General features: G+C 69.6%; 16 protein-coding genes. 7 read left to right on the forward strand and 9 right to left on the reverse strand.

The window, feature by feature from the left end; genetic code table 11:
- Positions 1–8 precede the first annotated feature (8 nt).
- Both AAH979_RS35185 and AAH979_RS35190 read left to right on the forward strand, forming a co-directional pair.
- Positions 9–698, forward strand: a complete 690-nt coding sequence (locus AAH979_RS35185) for a response regulator transcription factor (protein ID WP_346262449.1) — start codon at positions 9–11, stop codon at positions 696–698.
- 57 nt (positions 699–755) lie between these two features.
- Positions 756–1,235 carry a hypothetical protein gene (locus tag AAH979_RS35190; protein ID WP_346262450.1) on the forward strand — a complete coding sequence of 160 codons (480 nt, stop codon included), beginning with the start codon at positions 756–758 and terminating at the stop codon, positions 1,233–1,235.
- 100 nt (positions 1,236–1,335) lie between these two features.
- Here the strand turns inward: AAH979_RS35190 and AAH979_RS35195 are convergent, their stop codons facing one another.
- The 3 genes from AAH979_RS35195 to AAH979_RS35205 all read right to left on the reverse strand — a co-directional run bounded on the left by AAH979_RS35195 (position 1,336) and on the right by AAH979_RS35205 (position 6,022).
- Positions 1,336–1,818 (reverse strand): YfbM family protein, encoded by a 483-nt coding sequence (locus AAH979_RS35195; protein WP_346262451.1) that lies wholly within the window; start codon positions 1,816–1,818, stop codon positions 1,336–1,338.
- A gap of 210 nt (positions 1,819–2,028) precedes the next feature.
- The gene (locus AAH979_RS35200) at positions 2,029–4,395 is read right to left on the reverse strand and encodes a tetratricopeptide repeat protein (RefSeq protein WP_346262452.1); all 2,367 of its coding nucleotides are present in this window, start codon (positions 4,393–4,395) and stop codon (positions 2,029–2,031) included.
- Between the two features lie 982 nt (positions 4,396–5,377).
- Positions 5,378–6,022, reverse strand: coding sequence for a TetR/AcrR family transcriptional regulator (locus AAH979_RS35205; protein WP_346262453.1), 645 nt, complete (start codon positions 6,020–6,022; stop codon positions 5,378–5,380).
- Positions 6,023–6,146: 124 nt separating this feature from the next.
- On the opposite strand from AAH979_RS35205, the gene AAH979_RS35210 reads away from it, so the two are divergent.
- Both AAH979_RS35210 and AAH979_RS35215 read left to right on the forward strand, forming a co-directional pair.
- Entirely contained in the window at positions 6,147–7,040 is an 894-nt protein-coding gene (locus AAH979_RS35210) for an alpha/beta hydrolase (RefSeq protein ID WP_346262454.1), read from the forward strand.
- Positions 7,041–7,187: 147 nt separating this feature from the next.
- Positions 7,188–7,862, forward strand: a complete 675-nt coding sequence (locus tag AAH979_RS35215; protein WP_346262455.1) for a uridylate kinase — start codon at positions 7,188–7,190, stop codon at positions 7,860–7,862.
- Positions 7,863–7,999: 137 nt separating this feature from the next.
- Here AAH979_RS35215 and AAH979_RS35220 read toward each other — a convergent pair whose 3' ends face one another.
- Both AAH979_RS35220 and AAH979_RS35225 read right to left on the reverse strand, forming a co-directional pair.
- Complete coding sequence (locus AAH979_RS35220) at positions 8,000–8,767, reverse strand: hypothetical protein (protein ID WP_346262456.1); 768 nt, start codon at positions 8,765–8,767, stop codon at positions 8,000–8,002.
- Entirely contained in the window at positions 8,760–9,269 is a 510-nt protein-coding gene (locus AAH979_RS35225) for a SigE family RNA polymerase sigma factor (RefSeq protein WP_346262457.1), read from the reverse strand. Before AAH979_RS35225 ends, AAH979_RS35220 begins: the two co-directional genes overlap by 8 nt.
- 694 nt (positions 9,270–9,963) lie before the next feature.
- Between AAH979_RS35225 and AAH979_RS35230 the strand changes: the two genes are divergently transcribed.
- Positions 9,964–10,212 (forward strand): hypothetical protein, encoded by a 249-nt coding sequence (locus AAH979_RS35230; protein WP_346262458.1) that lies wholly within the window; start codon positions 9,964–9,966, stop codon positions 10,210–10,212.
- Positions 10,213–10,973: 761 nt separating this feature from the next.
- On the opposite strand, the gene add is transcribed toward AAH979_RS35230, so the two are convergent.
- Positions 10,974–11,945 carry an adenosine deaminase gene (add, locus tag AAH979_RS35235; RefSeq protein WP_346262459.1) on the reverse strand — a complete coding sequence of 324 codons (972 nt, stop codon included), beginning with the start codon at positions 11,943–11,945 and terminating at the stop codon, positions 10,974–10,976.
- Positions 11,942–12,880: a nucleoside hydrolase gene (locus AAH979_RS35240; RefSeq protein WP_346262460.1), complete on the reverse strand. Its 939-nt coding sequence runs from the start codon at positions 12,878–12,880 to the stop codon at positions 11,942–11,944. The genes add and AAH979_RS35240 overlap by 4 nt, the downstream gene beginning before the upstream one ends.
- Positions 12,881–13,025: 145 nt before the next feature.
- On the opposite strand from AAH979_RS35240, the gene AAH979_RS35245 reads away from it, so the two are divergent.
- Entirely contained in the window at positions 13,026–14,027 is a 1,002-nt protein-coding gene (locus AAH979_RS35245) for a LacI family DNA-binding transcriptional regulator (protein ID WP_346262461.1), read from the forward strand.
- A gap of 124 nt (positions 14,028–14,151) precedes the next feature.
- Here AAH979_RS35245 and AAH979_RS35250 read toward each other — a convergent pair whose 3' ends face one another.
- Together AAH979_RS35250 and AAH979_RS35255 are read right to left on the reverse strand one after the other, a co-directional pair.
- Positions 14,152–14,376, reverse strand: a complete 225-nt coding sequence (locus AAH979_RS35250) for a hypothetical protein (RefSeq protein ID WP_346262462.1) — start codon at positions 14,374–14,376, stop codon at positions 14,152–14,154.
- Positions 14,377–14,392: 16 nt separating this feature from the next.
- The gene (locus AAH979_RS35255; RefSeq protein WP_346262463.1) at positions 14,393–14,632 is read right to left on the reverse strand and encodes a hypothetical protein; all 240 of its coding nucleotides are present in this window, start codon (positions 14,630–14,632) and stop codon (positions 14,393–14,395) included.
- A gap of 724 nt (positions 14,633–15,356) precedes the next feature.
- Between AAH979_RS35255 and AAH979_RS35260 the strand changes: the two genes are divergently transcribed.
- On the forward strand, positions 15,357–17,705 hold the full coding sequence (locus tag AAH979_RS35260) for a glycoside hydrolase N-terminal domain-containing protein (RefSeq protein WP_346262464.1): 2,349 nt from the start codon (positions 15,357–15,359) through the stop codon (positions 17,703–17,705).
- Positions 17,706–17,736 lie beyond the last annotated feature (31 nt).

Raw genomic sequence — 17,736 nt, forward strand, 5'->3', positions numbered from 1 at the left:
ATGACGCCATGCAAGTGGTGATCGCTGAGGACGCGGCCCTGATGCGCGAGGGCCTGACCGCCCTGGTCGAACGCTTCGGCCACCGGGTCACCGCGGCCGTCGATGACGCCGACGAACTGCTGCGGGTGATGGCCGGGGCCGGGCCCGGCAACCTGCCCGACGTGGTGGTCACCGACGTCAGGATGCCGCCAGGTGACGCCGACGACGGGTTCCGCGCGGCGCTGACCATCCGTGCCCGTCACCCGCAGGTCGGAATCCTGGTGCTGTCGCAGTACCTCGGCCATGCCTACGCCGCCCGACTCCTCGCCGCCCCGACCCGCAGCGAACCGCCCGGCGGCATCGGCTACCTGCTCAAGGACCGGGTCAGCCGGGTGACCGATTTCATGCACTCCCTCGAACTGATCGCCGGCGGCGGCGTCGTCATCGATCCGAAGGTGGTCCAGCGCTCCATGGCCGCCGGCCGCCCTCACGCCATCGACATACTGAGCGAGCGGGAGCAGGAGGTTCTCGGGCGGATGGCGACCGGAGACACCAACCACCAGATCGCCACCGCCCTCCACGTCACGCAGGGGGCGGTGGTCAAACACGTGGGCAACATCTTCACCAAACTCGGGCTGCAACCGCAGGACGGCAACCGCCGCGTACTGGCCGTGCTCACATACCTGCAATCAGGCCGTTCGTACACGCCACCCTCCTGACAAACCTCACCCTGCCGACGCACCGATTGATGGTGATGATGTGCTGTACTGCCACGCGTGAGGCAGCGGGCGGGTCTGATCATCGGTGTGGTGCTGCTGCTCGTCGGGATAGGCGGCCTCGCCGGCTGGCGGTGGTGGCGCAACGTGCCGCCGTACGGTCCGGAGGTGCTGGCCGCCACCGCGACCCTGAGCCTGGTCGACCAGGCCACCGCGGACGCCGCGTTCAGCCCGCACACCGTGGAGCAGGCCGGCGACGGTGACCAGATCCTCCTCGGCCGGGTGGCCTGGAAACGTCCGCCCGATCCCCAGGTGGACGGCTCGTTCCGGATCGTGGTGCTGGACAAGCGCACGCGTCGGGTGCCCGGCTTCATCAACGTGACGTCGGCGCGGCCGGACGATGTCGGCGCCGGCTGGGACGGGGCCCTTGACCGCGCCGAGGAGCGCTATCCATGGCTGCGGGGCATCGGCGACGCTGGCATGATGCGGCGCCGGGTACGAGAGTGCGGCCGTTGTTGCACCAGGCTGTCGAACCAGTGAACCTTTTTCAACCTCCCCTTGCGGTCCGGCGGACCGCAAGGTCGGACGCGGTGCGCGAGCGCCGCGCGGTCCAGGTTGAAAAAGGTTCAGTAGTGCTGAATCAGGTTGCGGTGAAGATTACTGCCCGTCCGACAGTGGCGGCCCGGTTGTAGAAGGCTCGAACATCAACGAAGTTGTCCCAGGTGTTCTCGAAGTCCGCGTCGTCGTGTCCACCGAGGTAGTCGGGGTCGTCGATGACATCGAACCGATGACGCAGCCACGTTCGCTCCACAGAACGCAGGGCGTCAGCGACATCCCGCACCTCGGCGGCGCTGACGTAGACGACGTAGTACTCGTCGTGGAGATGTCGGCCACCGAGCACCGCGTGAGACAACGGGTACGCGCCGCCGTCCGGGTCGAGGGTGCCGTCGGTCAGGCAGCGGTGGATGGCGTCCCAGGCCTTGTCGGTGTCGACCTTCAACCGGTCGTCGTTGCACGACTCCTCGATCACTTCGAGGATGTCACCCACGCTGTCGCCGTGGTCGTCCGTCGCGAGCAGCGAGCGTTCCTGCTCCGACGTGATGGCGAAGTGCACCCCCAACATGCCCCGATCCTACGGCGCGCGGCAGAAGCCCGGCGACGAGAGACGGCCGCTCTCGCCATAACGGGCTAGGGGTACTGAGGATGCAGTCGCCAGAGCGCCCCTTCAGTGAACCTTTTTCAACCTGGACCGCGCGGCGGTCACGCACCGCATCCGCCCTTGCGGTCCGCCGGACCGCAAGCGGCGTGATCCACGACTTCAGAATGCCCGGCGCTACGCGGCGAGCCTGGCCCGGACCCGTTCCGCGTCGGGGTGGTCGAGGTCGGTGAGGATTGCCAGCGCCCGTCGCCATGTGGTCCGCGCCGCGCCCGGCCGGCCGGCGAGTTGGTAGCTGTCGCCGAGGTGGGTGAGTGTGCTCGCTTCGGGGTAGCGCGCGCCAAGGGCGTTTAGCCGCACGACGGCTTGACGAAAGCAGGTGACAGCGCGCGGGTAGTCACCGAGATGGTGGTACGCGTAGCCGAGGCTGTCCAATGTGGCTGCCTCGCCGCGACGGTCGTCCAGTCCGCGCAGCAGGGCGAGGGCCTCCTGGCAGGCGGTCACGGCTTGGGCGTGGTCGCCGAGGTGGACCTGGAACCAACCGACTGCGTTGAGGGCGGAGGCTTGCCCGTACCGGTGGTCCGCCCTGCGGTACAGCGCGAGTGCCTGCCAGGTGTGGTCGAGGGCGACGGCGTACCGGCCCTGCCGTTCACCGAGGTAGGCGAGGAGGTGGTGGTTATGGGCCTGTCCGGCGAGGTCACCGCTGCCGGCGTCGAGGTCGAGGGCGCGTTCGAGGTGTGCGCGGGCGTGGGCGTGGCGGCCGGTCTCGATGTACGGGCGGGCCAGGATCCGGTGGACGATGGCCGACGCGCGCGGGTCGGCGAGCCGTCCGGCGGCGAGCGTCGCCGCGTCGCCGACGGCGAGCTGGTCGGGCCAGCGTCGGCTGTGTTCGAGGTACCCGGTCAGGATCCACGCGAGCTGCCAGGCGTGCCGGTCGTAGCCGCCGCCCGCGGCATGCTGCACCGCCGCGAGTAGCACCGGAAGTTCGGCGGCGAGCCAGGCGCGGGCGGCGGCCGGTGCGCCCAGATGTTCCGGCGCGGCGCCGGGCCGGGGCGGTTCGAGGGTGATGGCGTCTCGATTCGGGTGTAGTAGCCGGTCGGCGGCGCCAGCGGTGTGCAGGTAGTGGTCGAGGATGCGGTCGGTCGCGGCCTCGCGGTCTGGCAGGGTTTCCAGGGCGTCGCTGAGGTAGGTGGCGTAGGCGCGCAGCAGATCGTGGCAGGCGTACCGGCCGGGTGCGGGTTCGGTGAGCAGGTTGGCGCGGGTCAGTCCGGCCAGTAGCGGCGGTACGTCGGGCAGCGGCAGCGCGGTGAGGCTGGCGATGGCGGGCGCGGTGGCGTCTGGACCGGGATGCCGGCCCAGGAGCCGGAACACGCGCGCCGCGGCCGGGGTGAGCGCCCGGTACGACCAGGCGAACACCGCGTGGACGTCGGTGCCTGGATCGCCGGTGTTGAGCAGCCCGAGCGCCTGACTGCCGTCGCGGAGCTGTTCGGCCAGTTCGCGCAGCGGCACCCGGCGGGTCGCGGCGTGGGCGGCGACGATGGCCAGCGGCAGCGGCAGCCGGGCGCACCGCGTGATGATCTCGTCAACCGCGTGGGGTTCGGCGGCGATCCGCGCGCTGCCGAGGCGGCGTGCCAGCAACTGCCTTGCCTCGTCGCGGGTGAGCAGATCGACGGTGACAGGTTGGGCGCCCTCGGCGGCGACCAGACCGGTGAGCGGATCGCGGCTGGTGACCAGGGCCAGGCAGCCCGCGGCGCCGGGCAGCAGCGGCCGGACCTGCGCGCCGTCGCGGGCGTTGTCCAGCAGGATCAGCAGCCGCCGACCGGCAAGTTCGCTTCGGTACAGGGCGGCCAGTGCGTCCGGCTCCGGCGGGATCCGGCGCAGCGGCACGCCGAGGGCGTCGAGGAAGCGGCGGATCGCCTCGCCCGGCTCCATCGCGGGCTCGGTCGGACCGAAGCCGCGCAGGTTGACGTAGAGCTGCCCGTCGGGGAAGCGGTCGGCGACCTGGTGCGCCCAGTACACGGCGAGGGCCGTCTTGCCCACCCCGGCGGTACCCTCGATCGCCGAGATCACCGCGGTGTTCGCGGTGGCAGCGTCGTCCAGCAGTGCGTTCAGCGCGGCGAGCGGACCGGCCCGCCCGGCGAAGTGCCGCGTGGCGGCCGGCAACTGCCGGGGCGCCGGCGCCGGTCGCCCCGGCGGCGCCTGCCCCGACGGCGCTGGTGGCCGCTGCCGCGCGGCCTGCTGCAACGCGTAATCCACCAGGGCGTACCGCGGGCGCCAGAACTCCTCGATCCCGGTGGCCACCGACAGCCGGTCCAGCCGGCCATGATCCTGGGCGTACTGGCGGCAGCCCTCGACGACGCCCCGGACGACCTCCCAGTCGGGCAGCCGTCCGATCCGGCCGTTGAAGATCGACCCCACCTGGCTCTTGCCCAGCCGTACCCGCACCGCCAGGCTGCGCAGGCTCGGGCCGCCCGCCTGCGATCGGAGCAGCCGCAGGTCGTCACAGAGTTGCCGCAGCAGCAGGCGGCCGTCGTCAGCGGTCACCGGCGATCCCCGGTGTTGTCCGGCGCTGTCCAGCGCATCGGACGGCTGCACCGTCGCTACCTGCCACGTCGGCCCCGGTCGTCCGCACCTGTCCGTACCAAACCCCGTCCACGCTATCGACGGACAAGGATGCCCTCAAGCACCCGACCGGAGTGCCCCGAGAAAGGACGGTCGCACGTTGATAGCTACTGGAAAATTGCGGCGAATTCCGGCCGCCCTCGGCTTGTTGGCTGCGACCACGGTGGCGGCGGTTACCGTCGTGCCGTCGCCGGCCGCGGCCGACAGTACCCGGATCATCAGCGGGAGCACGACCTGCACGTCGGGAATCCCCCCGGTCGGGCCGTACGTGAGCGTGGGCGGCGGAGGGTGGCCCGGCGCGCCCGGCCCCGGATGGCTTCCGGTGGACTCCATTTACCAGGTCCCCGGCACCCAGACCAGGGTATGGACCAAGGCGATCCCCGCGAGCGCGACGAGCATCGCGCTGGACGTGAGGTGCTATGTGAGCTGGAGCGAGTACTACGGGTACATCACCTTCCCGGAGGGCACATGGCAAGGCGCAAGCTACAGCCTGACCCCGGGTACCTCGACGATCAACTCGACGTGGTCCTGCGCCCGGCAGCCGGTCGCCCCCGGCCCCTGGGTCCGCACGTGCGAGCTGACGACAATCTCATCCGGCTGACCTGAGCCGCAGAACCGAGATCGCGACATCCGAAGACCGCACCATCCGCCTCGCGGCCGGGCCGGTCGTCGGCCCGGCCGCGACCGCCCGCAGCAGCGGCACGACCGGTACCGACTCCGCCGCGCCGGGCCCGTCGGCCGGCCTGGCTGCACCGCCTGACGGGGCACGCCGCACCGCTCGACGCCCTCGGTCACCGGCACACCCGCCTGGACTTCCCATCCGGCCCGATACCGCTGTCCGCGCTCGCCTGTCGTCTCGCCGGGTAGGTAGGTCCGCTGCTGCTGCCCGGGCACGAGGATCTGGTCACCGAAGGACGTGCAGGACGATCTCGATCAGCGTGGCGACGTCGGCTTCGACCATCGGTTCGCCGGTCATCCCCATCCGGTGCAGCAGCGTCCCGACGATGACGTCGATGATAAGCAGGACCCGGTCCTCCGGCTCGCCTAGCACGTCCTGGAGCGCCAGCCAACCGGGCGCCTGCAAGCGTGTGGAGAGGATGCCGCGCAGGGCCGGATCGCTGATGGCGTCAACGAACACGCCGGCGAACGCCGCGCCCACGCCGGGCTCGCCGATCTTCGCCGCGAGGAAGCGGACCAGCGAGGACACGATCTGCTCCCGGGTGGCGCCCGTCAGCGGCACCGGGCCGGACGCGTCAAGGAGGCGGACCAGTGCGGACACGGCCTCGTCCCGGCTGGCCTCGGTCAGCGGCACCGCGCGGAACACATCAAGGACGCCGAACGCGTCAAGGAGACAGTCCGTGATCAGGGCGCCCTTCGACGGCCATCGACGGTAGATCGTCGTTTTCGCGATGCCCGCCGCCGCCGCGATGCGATCCATCGTCGCGTTCACGTAGCCGAGTTCGTGAACCGTGCGCAAGGTGGCCGCGAAGACGGTCGCATTGAGGTCTGCGCGAGGACGCCCGGGCGTGGACGGGGTGGAAACCGGCACCGCGTCAGGCTACTCTGGCAATTACGCTACCGCTCGTAGCGTAATCTGGTGACAGGAGGACACCTTGAGAGTCAAAGCTCCATTGGGTACCCGCATCCTCCGGGACACCCAGGACTGGGAGGCCATGACCGACGACCAGCTGATCGCCGTGCGCGAGAAGGTCAACCGCATGGCATCGTCTCTTCCCGCCCGGATCATCGCCGGCCTGCCGGACCGCCGCGCCCGCATCACCAAAGCCACGATCGACCTTCCGGGCCGCGGCCTGACCTTGCGGGTACACCGCCCGGCGCACGCCGACCGGACGCTGCCGCTGATCGTCTCGTTCCACGGCGGAGGCTTCATCGCGGGCACCGCCGCGCAGAACGACTGGCTCAACAGCCACCTCGCGGCCCGCTGCCCGTCGGTGGTCGTCTCGGTGGAGTACCGTCTCGCCCCGCAGCACCCGCTGCCCCAGCCCGTCGAGGACGGCTACGACACGCTCGTCCGGCTTGTCGAAGACGCCGCCGGCTGGAGTATCGACCCCGCCGCCGTCGCGGTCATGGGTGAGAGCGCCGGCGGCATGATCGCCGCACTCGTTGCGTTGCGGGCCCGCAAGGACGGCCCGCCGCTGCACGCCCAGGTGCTTAACTACCCGAGCACGGACTGGACCGACACCCTAGAGAACTACCCCTCGGTCACGGAGAACGCCGACAACCCCACGCTCTCGCTGCCCCGGTTGCGCGCCGCCCGCAAACTGAGCGTGCCGCCGACCCTCGACCCACGCAGCGTGTCTCCCGTGAAGTTCGACGATCTCGCCGGCCTACCACCGACACTGGTCGTCACCGCCGCACTGGATCCCATAGCCGACCACGGAAGCCGCTACGTCGAACGGCTCTGCGAGGACGGCACCGACGCCCGCCTGACCTGCTACCCGAAGGCCACACACGGCTTCCTCAGCATCCCCGGCCTTGTACCGGCCGCCCGGCCCGCGCGGCGCGAGATTCTCGCCTTCCTCCGCAGCCAGCTGCACGACCTATGAACCACCGTTGCAGTGCGTAGCGCCATGACCGCAGACACCTCCGCATGCGGCGATCTCGCTCACTCGGGCGTTGGCAGGCGCGAAAGGGCTGGCGCGCATAAGGTCGGCCCAACAGGCGACCTTCGCGAGACGAGGACGGGGCAGGACATGACCCAAGGCACCCGCGACGAGATGCTCGGCCGCCTGGCTGAGGCAGTCCGGTCCGTCACAGGCGCACACCCGACGCGGGTTGCCGTCGACGGACCGCCCGCCGCAGGCAAGACCACGCTCGCCGACGAGCTGGCCGTCGTCTTGCGCGAACAGGGCCGCGACGTCATTCGCGCGACGATCGACGATTTCCTCTTCCCCCGGGCACAGCGCTATCCGCGCGGCGAGTACTCGGCCGAAGGGTGCTACTACGACACGCACGACTACGACACGTTGAACCGGGTTCTGCTCGATCCGCTCGGCCCGGGCGGAGATCGACGCTTCCAACACGCGGTCTACGACCGCACCGCGGATACCGCGCTGTCCCCGCCGGTCATGACTGCCCCAGCCGACGCCGTGCTGGTCTTCGACGGCGTCTTCCTCATGCGCCCGGAACTGATTGATCGGTGGGACCTGCGCATCTTCGTGTCGACAGCACTCGAGAAGACCGTGGATCGTGCCGTGATCCGAGAGCGCCGGGTGTTATCTCGGGCCGAAGTCGAACGCCGCTGGCGCAAGCGTTACATCCCCTCCCAACAGTTCTACTTCGCTACGGTCCACCCGACCCATCACGCCAACATCATCGTGCACAACGACGAGCCCCAACAGCCGGTCTGGGAGACTCAAACACACTGACCGCACTCAATTCAGCATGAGCGGATTTCCGGGCAACTCCTGATGAGATCAGGTGTTGCGACGACCGTTAGAACCTAATCGGAACCACGTGGTCAGTTTTCAGGCGGAGTCGACAGGCGGCTTCCACCGAGGGGCTCTCAACGCATCGACGAGCTGCTGCGAGTCGGCCTGGGCGTAGGTTCCGAGGGCTCCTCCTCCGCGGTGGCCTGCCGCCAGGACTCAGCCGTCTCTCGGTCGTAGTAGCGGATGAAGCCGCACCCCCAAGCGATGGCGGCATCGAGAGGGGACCCTCCCCAACGAGGCTCGCCACTGACAAGCAACCGCGATCCAACCGCATACGAATGGAACACCTCTCCAGTCACGTCACGCGTCCCGGCCATGGGCACACCCATGTCTACCGTGACGGTTGGTGCCGTACCGCCGGCAAACCACTCGCCAACGGCGAAGGTGACCCCCACAAGGTTCAGGTGACCCTTGCCGGAACGGTTGGAGCGGGCCGGGCCGATGTTGACCACGACACCGTCAAACGCGAACGCTCGACCGGCGACGGCCTCCGGGGTGTAGCTCTCCACACAGCTTGCCGCACCACCATCCGGCAACGACCCAGACATGCCACCCGTCGGGTTATCCAGGTCCGCCTTAGGAATGGTTGGCGATGGGAGTGTCACGAACGGACCTTTAGTAGGGTCGTTCATAGAGGGCGCGCCGTCGCCGGTGAGGTTCTGGGCAACAACGCCGCCGCTGAGCACCACGGCTAATGCTGCGCTAGCACCGAAGACAGCGGCACGACGCTTCCTGCGCTGTACGGACTTGCCCACTCGGACCAGATCATCTACCGGCGCGGGACCGACGGGTACCCGTTCCGCGAGCCGTTCGAGCATCCGATCAACGTCCTCGTCATTCATGCGTGGCTCCCCCGCGTAGGTCGGAAAGGTTGGCGTCGGCGGACAGTTGCGTCAGTGCGCGGGACAATCTGCTCTTCACGGTGCCGGGGGCGATGTTGAGCGCTTCGGCGATCTGCCGATCGTTGAGATGTGCGTAGTACCGGAGAACGACAGCCTCGCGGTTGGCCTGGCTCAGGCCCGCAAGCGCACGGCCCACCGCGTCTGCTGCGTCCACCCTGGTGGTGGCGTCTGCTTCGACCTGTTCGGGTACGACCGCAGCGGGCTTCTCCCCCCACCACCGTCTTCGACGACTGTCGTGATAGGCGTTCACGAGAATTCGGTACACATAGGCGTCCCGATCGTCGGCTTTCGCGACCTTGGCCCACGACACGTAGCAGCGCATGAGGGCCGTCTGGGCCAGGTCTTCGGCATCCTGGACGCTGCATCCCAGGAGAACGGCGGAACGAACGAGAGCAGGCCACCGCGCGCTCGCGTACGCAGAGAATTCCTCGTCTCGTTCCACACGTCCCCCAGTCGAATCCGGCCACCGCTACTAGGAAGACGGGTCACCGGAGCCCTTTGGGTCCACAGCAGGTTCCGTGGTTGTACCGGCAACTCCCGAACCTCCCCGAGAGAGCACGCAGGCCCCCGCAGCGCATGCCGCGGATCCGGACATGCCGCCGATCGTCCGCGCTGCAGCGCACCCCACGGGCACGCGCGAGATAGCCGGCCACCGCCGCCCGCAACGCGGGCAGTCCCGCCGGGTCGGGATAGTCGAACGTGCCGTGCGACGCCGTCGCCAGCACGCGGCGAACACTGCCGGCCCAGACCGTACACGGGAACGAACCGAGATCGGGAATCCCCGGCCGCGACTCGATCACCGACCCGGTCGCCGTCGCGGGCCGCGGCTTCTCGCGCGAGTCGGGCGGTTCGTGAGGTACGTCCGCGACCCGGGTGCCCGAGCCGGCGCCGACACCAGCACCCTTCCGCCACCAGGTGCGCGACGCCTGCACCATCAGGCCCCAGGACAGGCCCAGGTCGGTGGCTCCGGCTCCCGGGCAGGCGCGACCCGGCCGGCAACCGGCCGGTCCGAATGCTCTCCCGTAACGCGTTCTCCAGCGTTCGGCCCGGAAACCCGCACCCGGATCGAACTCCAGATACAGGTCGAGTGACTCCACCACCCGCCAAACGATCTCAACCGGCTGGCCACGGTGCGGGTGCGGCGACGACTCGTCGACCGCCTCGCCGAAGTCGACGTCGGGATCGTCGGCGGTGCCGCCGATGTTGTCAGCGCCGACGCCGAACATGAGCTGGTGGGCGGCGTGGGCGATCGCGGCGTCCTCGCCGTCGGCGACACGGATGGACAGGCGTTGCTGCCGGCCGGGAAATACCTAGGTGTGGCGACACCGGCCGGGAGATTCGGTGCTCATTGCGACGGCCGTGGCGGCGTAGCTTGGGCAGGCTGAGGTCGGCGGCGAGGGCGGATCCGCTGTACGGATGGTGTCTCCGGCGGCGTTGCGGGAGTCGGGTAGCGCGACGGCGTACCCGGCGAGCTGGCTGGGGTGGGTGGTGTCGGCGCGGGGCGCACGAGCAGCCCGCTGGCGCGAAGTCGGTCGAGGAGGTCCCGTTCGTCCGTGGTGGTGCCGGCGGCGGCGCGGACCAGGTGCCGAAGGCGGTGGCGGGGTACTTTGGTCGCGCTGCTGGCGACCGGTTTTGTCCCGCTCGGCGGGCTTGGGGTAGCGCTCGGGAGCGTCCGACCGCCGACGCGGTGCAGCACGTCGTGCTCTCGCGCCGGAAGGTCCCAGCACGGCTAGCTGACCGTCGTGGCTGTGGCCGCTGGCTCGGTGCTGCTGCCCGGAAGTAGCTTCGTCACCGTCCACGCCGACGCCAGTACCAGGGCCGATCCCCCAACCCGGGGACCGCCGTCAGCCGCGACAGTGCCATGTCAGCGAGCAAGCACACGGCCCACGAGAGCAGCAGTGCGGTCGACCAGCCCACGATCGAGCGGCCCACGCAAACGCCAGTACAAAAACGGGCGAGAGAGATCAGCCCAGCAGTGCGGCCGGGGCTGCACGCGCTCCGAATCGCGTTCCGCGTTCCAGGCACGTGATCAACAGGATTGGACCCACCACGAGGGGAAGCGCGGCTAACGTACCCGACCCCCGGGGACCCCAGCGCCGCCCCGCCAGCGATCAGCCCACCACGAGCGCCGGCGCAAGGAGCAGTTTCAGAAGGAGGATCGCTGCGAGGGGCCGGGCGCGTTGAAGGCGCCGTGTGCGGCATTGTCCTGGCATCGCTGCTCTTCGGCTGCGGTCCAGCCGAAGGTCGCCTCAAGGGCGGCGAACTCCTGTCCGAGGGTGGTGTCGGCGGTGGTGCGAGTATCGGTGCTGACCGTGACACGCAGTCCGGCGCGCAGCAGCCGGTCGGCTGGATGATCGGCGAGCGTCGGCACGGCACGGGTCAGGACGTTGCAGCGCGGACACGTCTCAAGCGTGATCTGGTCGCGGTGCAGACGGTCGAGCAGTGCTCGCTCAGCGGTGCTCCGCACGCCGTGGCCGATGCGGCGGGCGCCGAGGACGTCGAGGGCCTCCCAGACGCTGTCGGGCCCGGCGGCCTCGCCGGCATGCACGGTGACGGGAAGTCCGGCGGCGTGGGCGAGGTCGAACGCTTCGCTGTGTACGGCACCGGGGTACCGCTCGTCACCGGCGAGGTCGAGACCGGCGACGATGTCGCGGCGGCGCACGGCGGCGTCTGCGACGCTCATGCTCACCGCGGGGTGCTGGTGCCGCAGGCAGCACAGCAGCATGCCGGTGTGAACGCCGGTCGCGGCGGCACCCTGGGCGAGTCCATCGCCGACGGCGGCGATGGCGTCGTCGATGCTCAAACCGGCGCGGGTGTGCAACTGAGGGGCGAAGCGGACCTCGCCGTACACGACGTCGTCATGGTGCCAGTCCTCGACGAGTTCGGCCGCGACGCGCTGGAGCGCCTGCGGTGTCTGCAGGAGGTCGATCGCGATATCGACGTAGGGCAGGAAGGCGTGCAAGCTTCCGACGTCGGCCGGTGCCACGGCGAGCCGCCGTGGATGAGCGGGCAGCGCGCGGTCCTGCTCGACGGCGAGCGCGGTGAGGGTCTCCAGGCGTACGGACCCGTCGAGATGACAGTGCAGCTCGTAGCGTCGGGTTCGATTGGTGGCGCTCATGCGCATGCGTCCAGCAGCATCTGCTCGAACCCGTCGCTGTCGACACGTCGTACCAGGGTGAGATTGGCCGGGGCGGCGGTGCGGCGGCGATCGACCAGGATCTGCCCGCGGGTCTCGTCGCCGGTAGCGACGCGCACGTGCGCGGTCTCGGCCCGCCGGACGAGCGAGGGGTTCAGCGCGACGGCCATGGCGAGCGGATCTGGTAGGTCGTATCCGGGCAGGCCGGTCACTTCGGTGGCCCAGTGGTCGACCGATCGGTTCACCCGGTGGGCGAACCGGGCCAGGGGCGTGTCCAGATCGCACAGTCGACGCTGGCGGTCCGGGGTCATGACCGCGTCGTGCCGTGAAGCGTCCCAGCCGATCCAGGTGACCGTTTCGCAGGCTGCGGCGTCACAGACGATCGCGGCGGCCTCGGGGTCGGCCCACACGTTGAACTCGGCCGTGGCGGAGATGTTGCCGCAGGCGTCGGCGGCACCGGCCATGCAGTAGACGTGCCGGAATCGGTCGAGCAACTGCCGGTCACGGATCAGGGCGGCGGCGATGTTGGTCAGCGGCCCGAGTGCGACCAGCGTGAGTTCGGCACCGCGGTCGCGGGCCAATCTCAGCAGCGCGTCGACGGCGTGCTCGCGGGCCGGTGTGCCGGTCGGCTCGGGTAACGGCGCGCCGCCCATTCCGTCGGCGCCGTGCACGTGAACCGCGGTTTCCAGCGGACGTAGCAGCGGCCGTTCACAGCCGGGATGCACCGGCACGTTCCCGGCGCTGGCGAACTCCAGCGTCACCAGGGCGTTACGGCTGGCCCGGGGCAGCGGCACATTGCCTGCGACGGTGGTGACGGCCTCGATCCTCACGCCGGGCGTGCGGACGGCCAACAGCAACGCGACCGCGTCATCGGATGCGGTATCCGTGTCGATCACGAGCCGCAGGGGTCCGCGCATTGTGCAGCCTCCCCCACCACGCCGGGCCGTCATGTCAACGCAGTTCGCCGGTCGGGCAACACGTCGTCACATCACCGTTCTAAACGATTAGATCGCGGTGGTGTGGCACAGTCAAGAACAGCCTGCGAAGACGAAGGACGGCATAGTGCGAGCACCGACGATGCACGACGTGGCCACCCACGCGGGCACCTCGACGGCCGTGGTCAGCTACGTACTCAACGACGGGCCACGCCCGGTGGCCGCCGCCACCCGCGCGCGGGTGCTGGCCGCCGTCGCCGAGCTGGGCTACCGGCGAAACAACCTCGCGCGAGCGCTGCGAGCTCGCCGTACCAGCACCATCGGCCTCGTCGTACCCGACCTCGCCAAGCCGTTCTTCGCCGAGCTCACCCGCGCCGTCGAGGCGGCCGCCTTCGCCCGTGGACTCCACCTCCTCGTCGGGAGCGCCCACTTCACCAGCGAGCGCGAACACGACCAGCTCCGCGCGCTCCTGGACGCCCGCGTCGATGCAGTACTGCTTGTGGCATCCGACGACCCGCGACACGCGGTGGAGCAACTGCGCCAGGCCGAGATCCCCTATGTCCTGATGCACCGCCTCCACCCCGACGCCCCGGGTGTCGCCGGCGATGACACGGACGCCGGCAGCAAGGCCGCCGACCACCTTCTCGCCCACGGTCACCGCCACATAGCTGTCCTCGGCACCGACGCTGGCGACGACCCGGTCAGCCGCCGCGCCCGCGGCGCCCTCGCCACCCTGGCCCAGCACCACCATCCGGTACCCGGGCACCTGGTCGTCGACTGCCGCTTCCCGCTGCTGCGCGACGAGGCGTACCGGCACACACACGCGCTACTCACCGCACATCCGCAGGTGAGCGCCGTATGTGCCACGACCGACGAGCACGCCCTCGGTGCCATGCGCGCCGCAGGGGAAGCCGGCCGCCGCATCGGTGACGATCTCGCCCTGATCAGCATCGACGGCACCGAACTAGGTGCCTTCCTGGCCCCGGCTCTGACCACCGTCGCCGTACCCTTCGCCGACCTCGCGGCCAGCGCCGTCGACGCCGTACTGGGCCGGCCGGGCACCACTCCCGGCCCCCAGCTACACCGCCTCAACCTCACCGTACGCCGCAGCTGCGGCTGCCGTCCCTGACCGTGCGACTCAGCCCCGGACGGCACGGGCCGCACAGGGCCGCGCTCACGCCCATGGCGATCTGACCGGAAAATGAGCCGCTGAACTGTGATGTCTGTAGGTCGGGTCGTCAGGCCCACGGCATTCATGTCGAAACATAGGTCGCCAGCGCCGACTCGAATGGCCAACTGTAGTTACCGGCACTGCGCAACTGCCGCGGCCGGTCGCCCGGTTCGTCCCTGGTCATCAGCACCGAAGCAACCCGAAGCGCGACGTCGGACGGGTCGGGAACCAACCCAAGCCCAAGCGAGTAACAGCCGCACACGCGTCCCCGGTCGGAACCAGCGCTGATCTCGAACGACTTGGTCATTGCCCAGCCGAACTCCTCATCCCACAGCACATCGGCGGGTCCACCGGTAGTACTCGTGCCACGGCCACCGGTAGCAGTCGCGAACGTACAGACCGGACGCGCGCTTGGCATAACCGGTGGTGTACGGTCCGACCCCACCGAGGGGAGATTCGGTCGCCAAGTCCACCAACTTGTCAATCTCGACGTCCAGTATCCCTAGGTCACCAACGACCGCGCGGACATAGCCGACATGGTCGGCGCGGCGCTGTTCGGACACGACCGCAGCATACCGATGCGCCGTCCCGGACACCGGCCGGACGAGCCTCAACTCCAGCCCCGAACTGCCAGGCGAGACACCGTTTGGCGTCAGTCCTATGCACGGACTACAACGTCCCAAGATTGATCGACGTCGGCGGCCCGACCATCATTCTCAGGCCTGCGTGGCGTCCCGAAGAGACCGGGCGACTTGTTCTACCCCGGGGGTCGGCCCGGCCAAGTTCAAGCGGATGAGGGTCTTGTTCAACTTGGTCGAGGATCTTGTAAAACCGGTCAGCGATCGCGTCGGCGCTCCACGGCGCTCCACGGCGCTCCAGTGAACCTTTTCAACCTCCCCTTGCGGTCCGGCGGACCGCAAGGTCGCGGTGCGAGAGCGCCGCGCGGTCCAGGTTGAAAAAGGTTCAGTGATGCAGACGGCCGGTGCCTCGTGGTGGTTTCAGCGAGGTTGATCCGCTTCTCACCGAGTTCGGCTGGTTCACCGGCGAGAACATCGAGGCGTCGGGCGACTACCACCTGTAGCGCCACCGTGGATGGTGGGCCGGGACGACCCAGCCCACCATCCACGGTGGTCGCGCCGGCATCGACGGCGCTGTTGACATCCCCGAAACACTGACCATATTTTATGGAAACATCGGGTCTCTCGATGGTCCAAACGCCGGCTACCGCACGTCCGGACCCTGAAGGCCCGTGAAAGGCCCGATGAATCCGGCACGAAGGGAACGACCATGTTCGCATCATCCCGCCGCGACTTCCTCCGCCTCACCGGCGCGACCGGAGCCGGTCTCGCCCTGGCCGGAGCCAGCCCTGCGGCGCACGCCGCTCCGGCCCGGCCGGCCGAGCCGGCCCTGGTGCCCGAGGCCGACGCGACCACGCTCTGGTGGCGCACGCCGGCGCGGGAGGACCAGATCATCCGGGAGGGCCTGCCGATCGGCAACGGCCGCCTCGGCGCGCTGGTCTCCGGAGATCCGACCGACGACGCCCTCTATCTCACCGACGGCTCGTTCTGGACCGGTGGACGCAACGACACGTTGACCAGTGACGGGCAGCTTCCGTACGACGCGAACGGGTTCGGCAGCTTCGGGGTGCTCGCGCAGGTGCGGGTCGCGCTGACCGGGCAGGAGGCGTATGCGGACTATCGCCGCCAGCTGGACCTCAGCAACGGAGTGGTGTCGGCGAGCTACCAGGTTGGGGGGGCGCGCTACCGGCGGGAGGTCTACGCCAGCCACCCGGACGACGTGGTCGTGCTGCGACTCACCCAGACCGGCGGGGGCCGCCACTCCGGCACGGTGTCGCTCGTGGGCACGCACGGCGAGACCACGACCGCGAGTGGCGACCAGGCCGGCTTCGCGGGCACGCTCGTCAACGGGCTGGCGTACGGGGCGGCCGTCACCGTGGTCGGTACCGGGGGACGGGTCCGCGCCGAGGGCGGCAAGGTCGCCTTCGACGGCTGCCGGGAAGTGCTGGTGGTCGTCTGCGCAGGCACGAACTACTCCCCCGATGCGGCGAAGGACTTCCGCGACCCGGCGATCGATCCGCTCGCGCTCGCTCGTACAAAAGTCGCCGCCGCCACCCGGGTTTCCGGCGCACGGCTGCTCGCCACGCACGTGGCCGACTACCGCCGGCTGTACGACCGGATGACGATCGACCTCGGCACCTCGTCGGCGGTGCAGCGCGCGCTCGACTCCTGGTCGCGGATTGCCGTCCGGCACACCGACCCGACCACCGTGGACCCGGAACTCGAGGCGGCGTACGTGCAGTACGGCCGCTACCTCACGATCACCGGCTCGCGCGACGGGCTGCCGATGAACCTCCAAGGGCTGTGGATCCACAACAACACCCCGGACTGGTTCGCCGACTACCACACCGACATCAACGTGCAGATGAACTACTGGCTGGCCGACCCGGCAGGGCTCGGCGAGTGCGCGGACGCACTGGCCGACTACTGCGTGTCCCAGCTGCCGGTGTGGACCGACGTGACCGGGCGGCTGTTCAACCACCCGAGCAACCGCTTCCGCAACAGCAGCGGGAAGGTGGCCGGCTGGGCGGTAGCGTTCTCCACCAACATCTACGGAGGCAGCGGCTGGGCCTGGCACCCGTCCGGCAACGCGTGGCTGTGCAACTCGCTGTGGCGGCACTACGAGTACAGCCAGGACCGGGCGTACCTGGAGAAGATCTATCCAGTACTCAAGGGCGCCGCCGAGTTCTGGCAAGCGCGGCTGATCACGACCACGGTCGACGGGCGCGAGGTGCTGATCGATGACACGGCCTGGTCGCCGGAGCACGGACCGGACGCCAAGGGTACGACGTACGCCCAGGAACTGGCCTGGGACCTGTTCCAACAGACGCAGGTCGCGAGCGCCGTGCTCGGCCGGGACGTGGAGTTCGCGGCCGCGCTCAAGGACCTGCAGTCGCGGCTCTACCTGCCGCGGGTCAGCCCCAAGACCGGCTGGCTCGAGGAGTGGATGAGCCCCGACAATCTCGGTGAGACCACGCACCGGCACCTGTCGCCGCTGATCGGCTTCTACCCCGGCGACCGGATCGCCGCCGACACGAGTCCGGCGGAGCTGCTCGACGGCGTACGCAATCTGCTGCTGGCTCGGGGGATGGACAGTTACGGGTGGGCGTGCGCGTGGCGGTCGCTGTGCTGGTCGCGGCTCAAGGACGCGGAGCGGGCGTACCAGCTCTACCTCACGGTGCTGCGGCCGTCGATGAACAACGGCAACGGCACCGCGGCGAACCTCTTCGACATGTACAGCCAGGGCAGCTACACGATCTTCCAGATCGACGCCAACCTCGGCGGTGCCGCCGCAGCCCTGGAAATGCTGCTCTACTCCCGGCCCGGCGTGATCGAATTGCTGCCCGCGCTGCCCCGCGCCTGGGCCGCCCGCGGCTCGGTCACCGGCGTCGGAGCACGCGGCGGCTTCGAGGTCGACCTCACCTGGCGCGACGGGAAGGCGACCCGGGCAGTGATCCACAGCATCGGCGGCACCACGACCGAGGTCCGCGCGGGTACCTGGCGGCACCGCGTCACGCTACGGCCAGGCGAATCGGTGACGCTCACGCCGGGACGCTGACCACCCGAAGGACCGGGAGAAGGCACTGCCA

It is taken from the genome of Plantactinospora sp. ZYX-F-223, from assembly GCF_039649625.1.
In the GTDB taxonomy this organism is placed as follows: domain Bacteria; phylum Actinomycetota; class Actinomycetes; order Mycobacteriales; family Micromonosporaceae; genus Plantactinospora.

What these genes read in the sequence shown, in the direction of transcription:
- AAH979_RS35210 (WP_346262454.1), top strand. Translation starts at nt 6,147, where the DNA reads ATGACCGACGACCAGCTGATCGCCGTGCGCGAGAAGGTCAACCGCATG.
- AAH979_RS35250 (WP_346262462.1), bottom strand. Translation starts at nt 14,376, where the DNA reads ATGACCAAGTCGTTCGAGATCAGCGCTGGTTCCGACCGGGGACGCGTG.
- AAH979_RS35185 (WP_346262449.1), top strand. Translation starts at nt 9, where the DNA reads ATGCAAGTGGTGATCGCTGAGGACGCGGCCCTGATGCGCGAGGGCCTG.
- AAH979_RS35260 (WP_346262464.1), top strand. Translation starts at nt 15,357, where the DNA reads ATGTTCGCATCATCCCGCCGCGACTTCCTCCGCCTCACCGGCGCGACC.
- AAH979_RS35220 (WP_346262456.1), bottom strand. Translation starts at nt 8,767, where the DNA reads ATGAATGACGAGGACGTTGATCGGATGCTCGAACGGCTCGCGGAACGG.
- AAH979_RS35195 (WP_346262451.1), bottom strand. Translation starts at nt 1,818, where the DNA reads ATGTTGGGGGTGCACTTCGCCATCACGTCGGAGCAGGAACGCTCGCTG.
- AAH979_RS35215 (WP_346262455.1), top strand. Translation starts at nt 7,188, where the DNA reads ATGACCCAAGGCACCCGCGACGAGATGCTCGGCCGCCTGGCTGAGGCA.
- add (WP_346262459.1), bottom strand. Translation starts at nt 11,945, where the DNA reads ATGAGCGCCACCAATCGAACCCGACGCTACGAGCTGCACTGTCATCTC.
- AAH979_RS35240 (WP_346262460.1), bottom strand. Translation starts at nt 12,880, where the DNA reads ATGCGCGGACCCCTGCGGCTCGTGATCGACACGGATACCGCATCCGAT.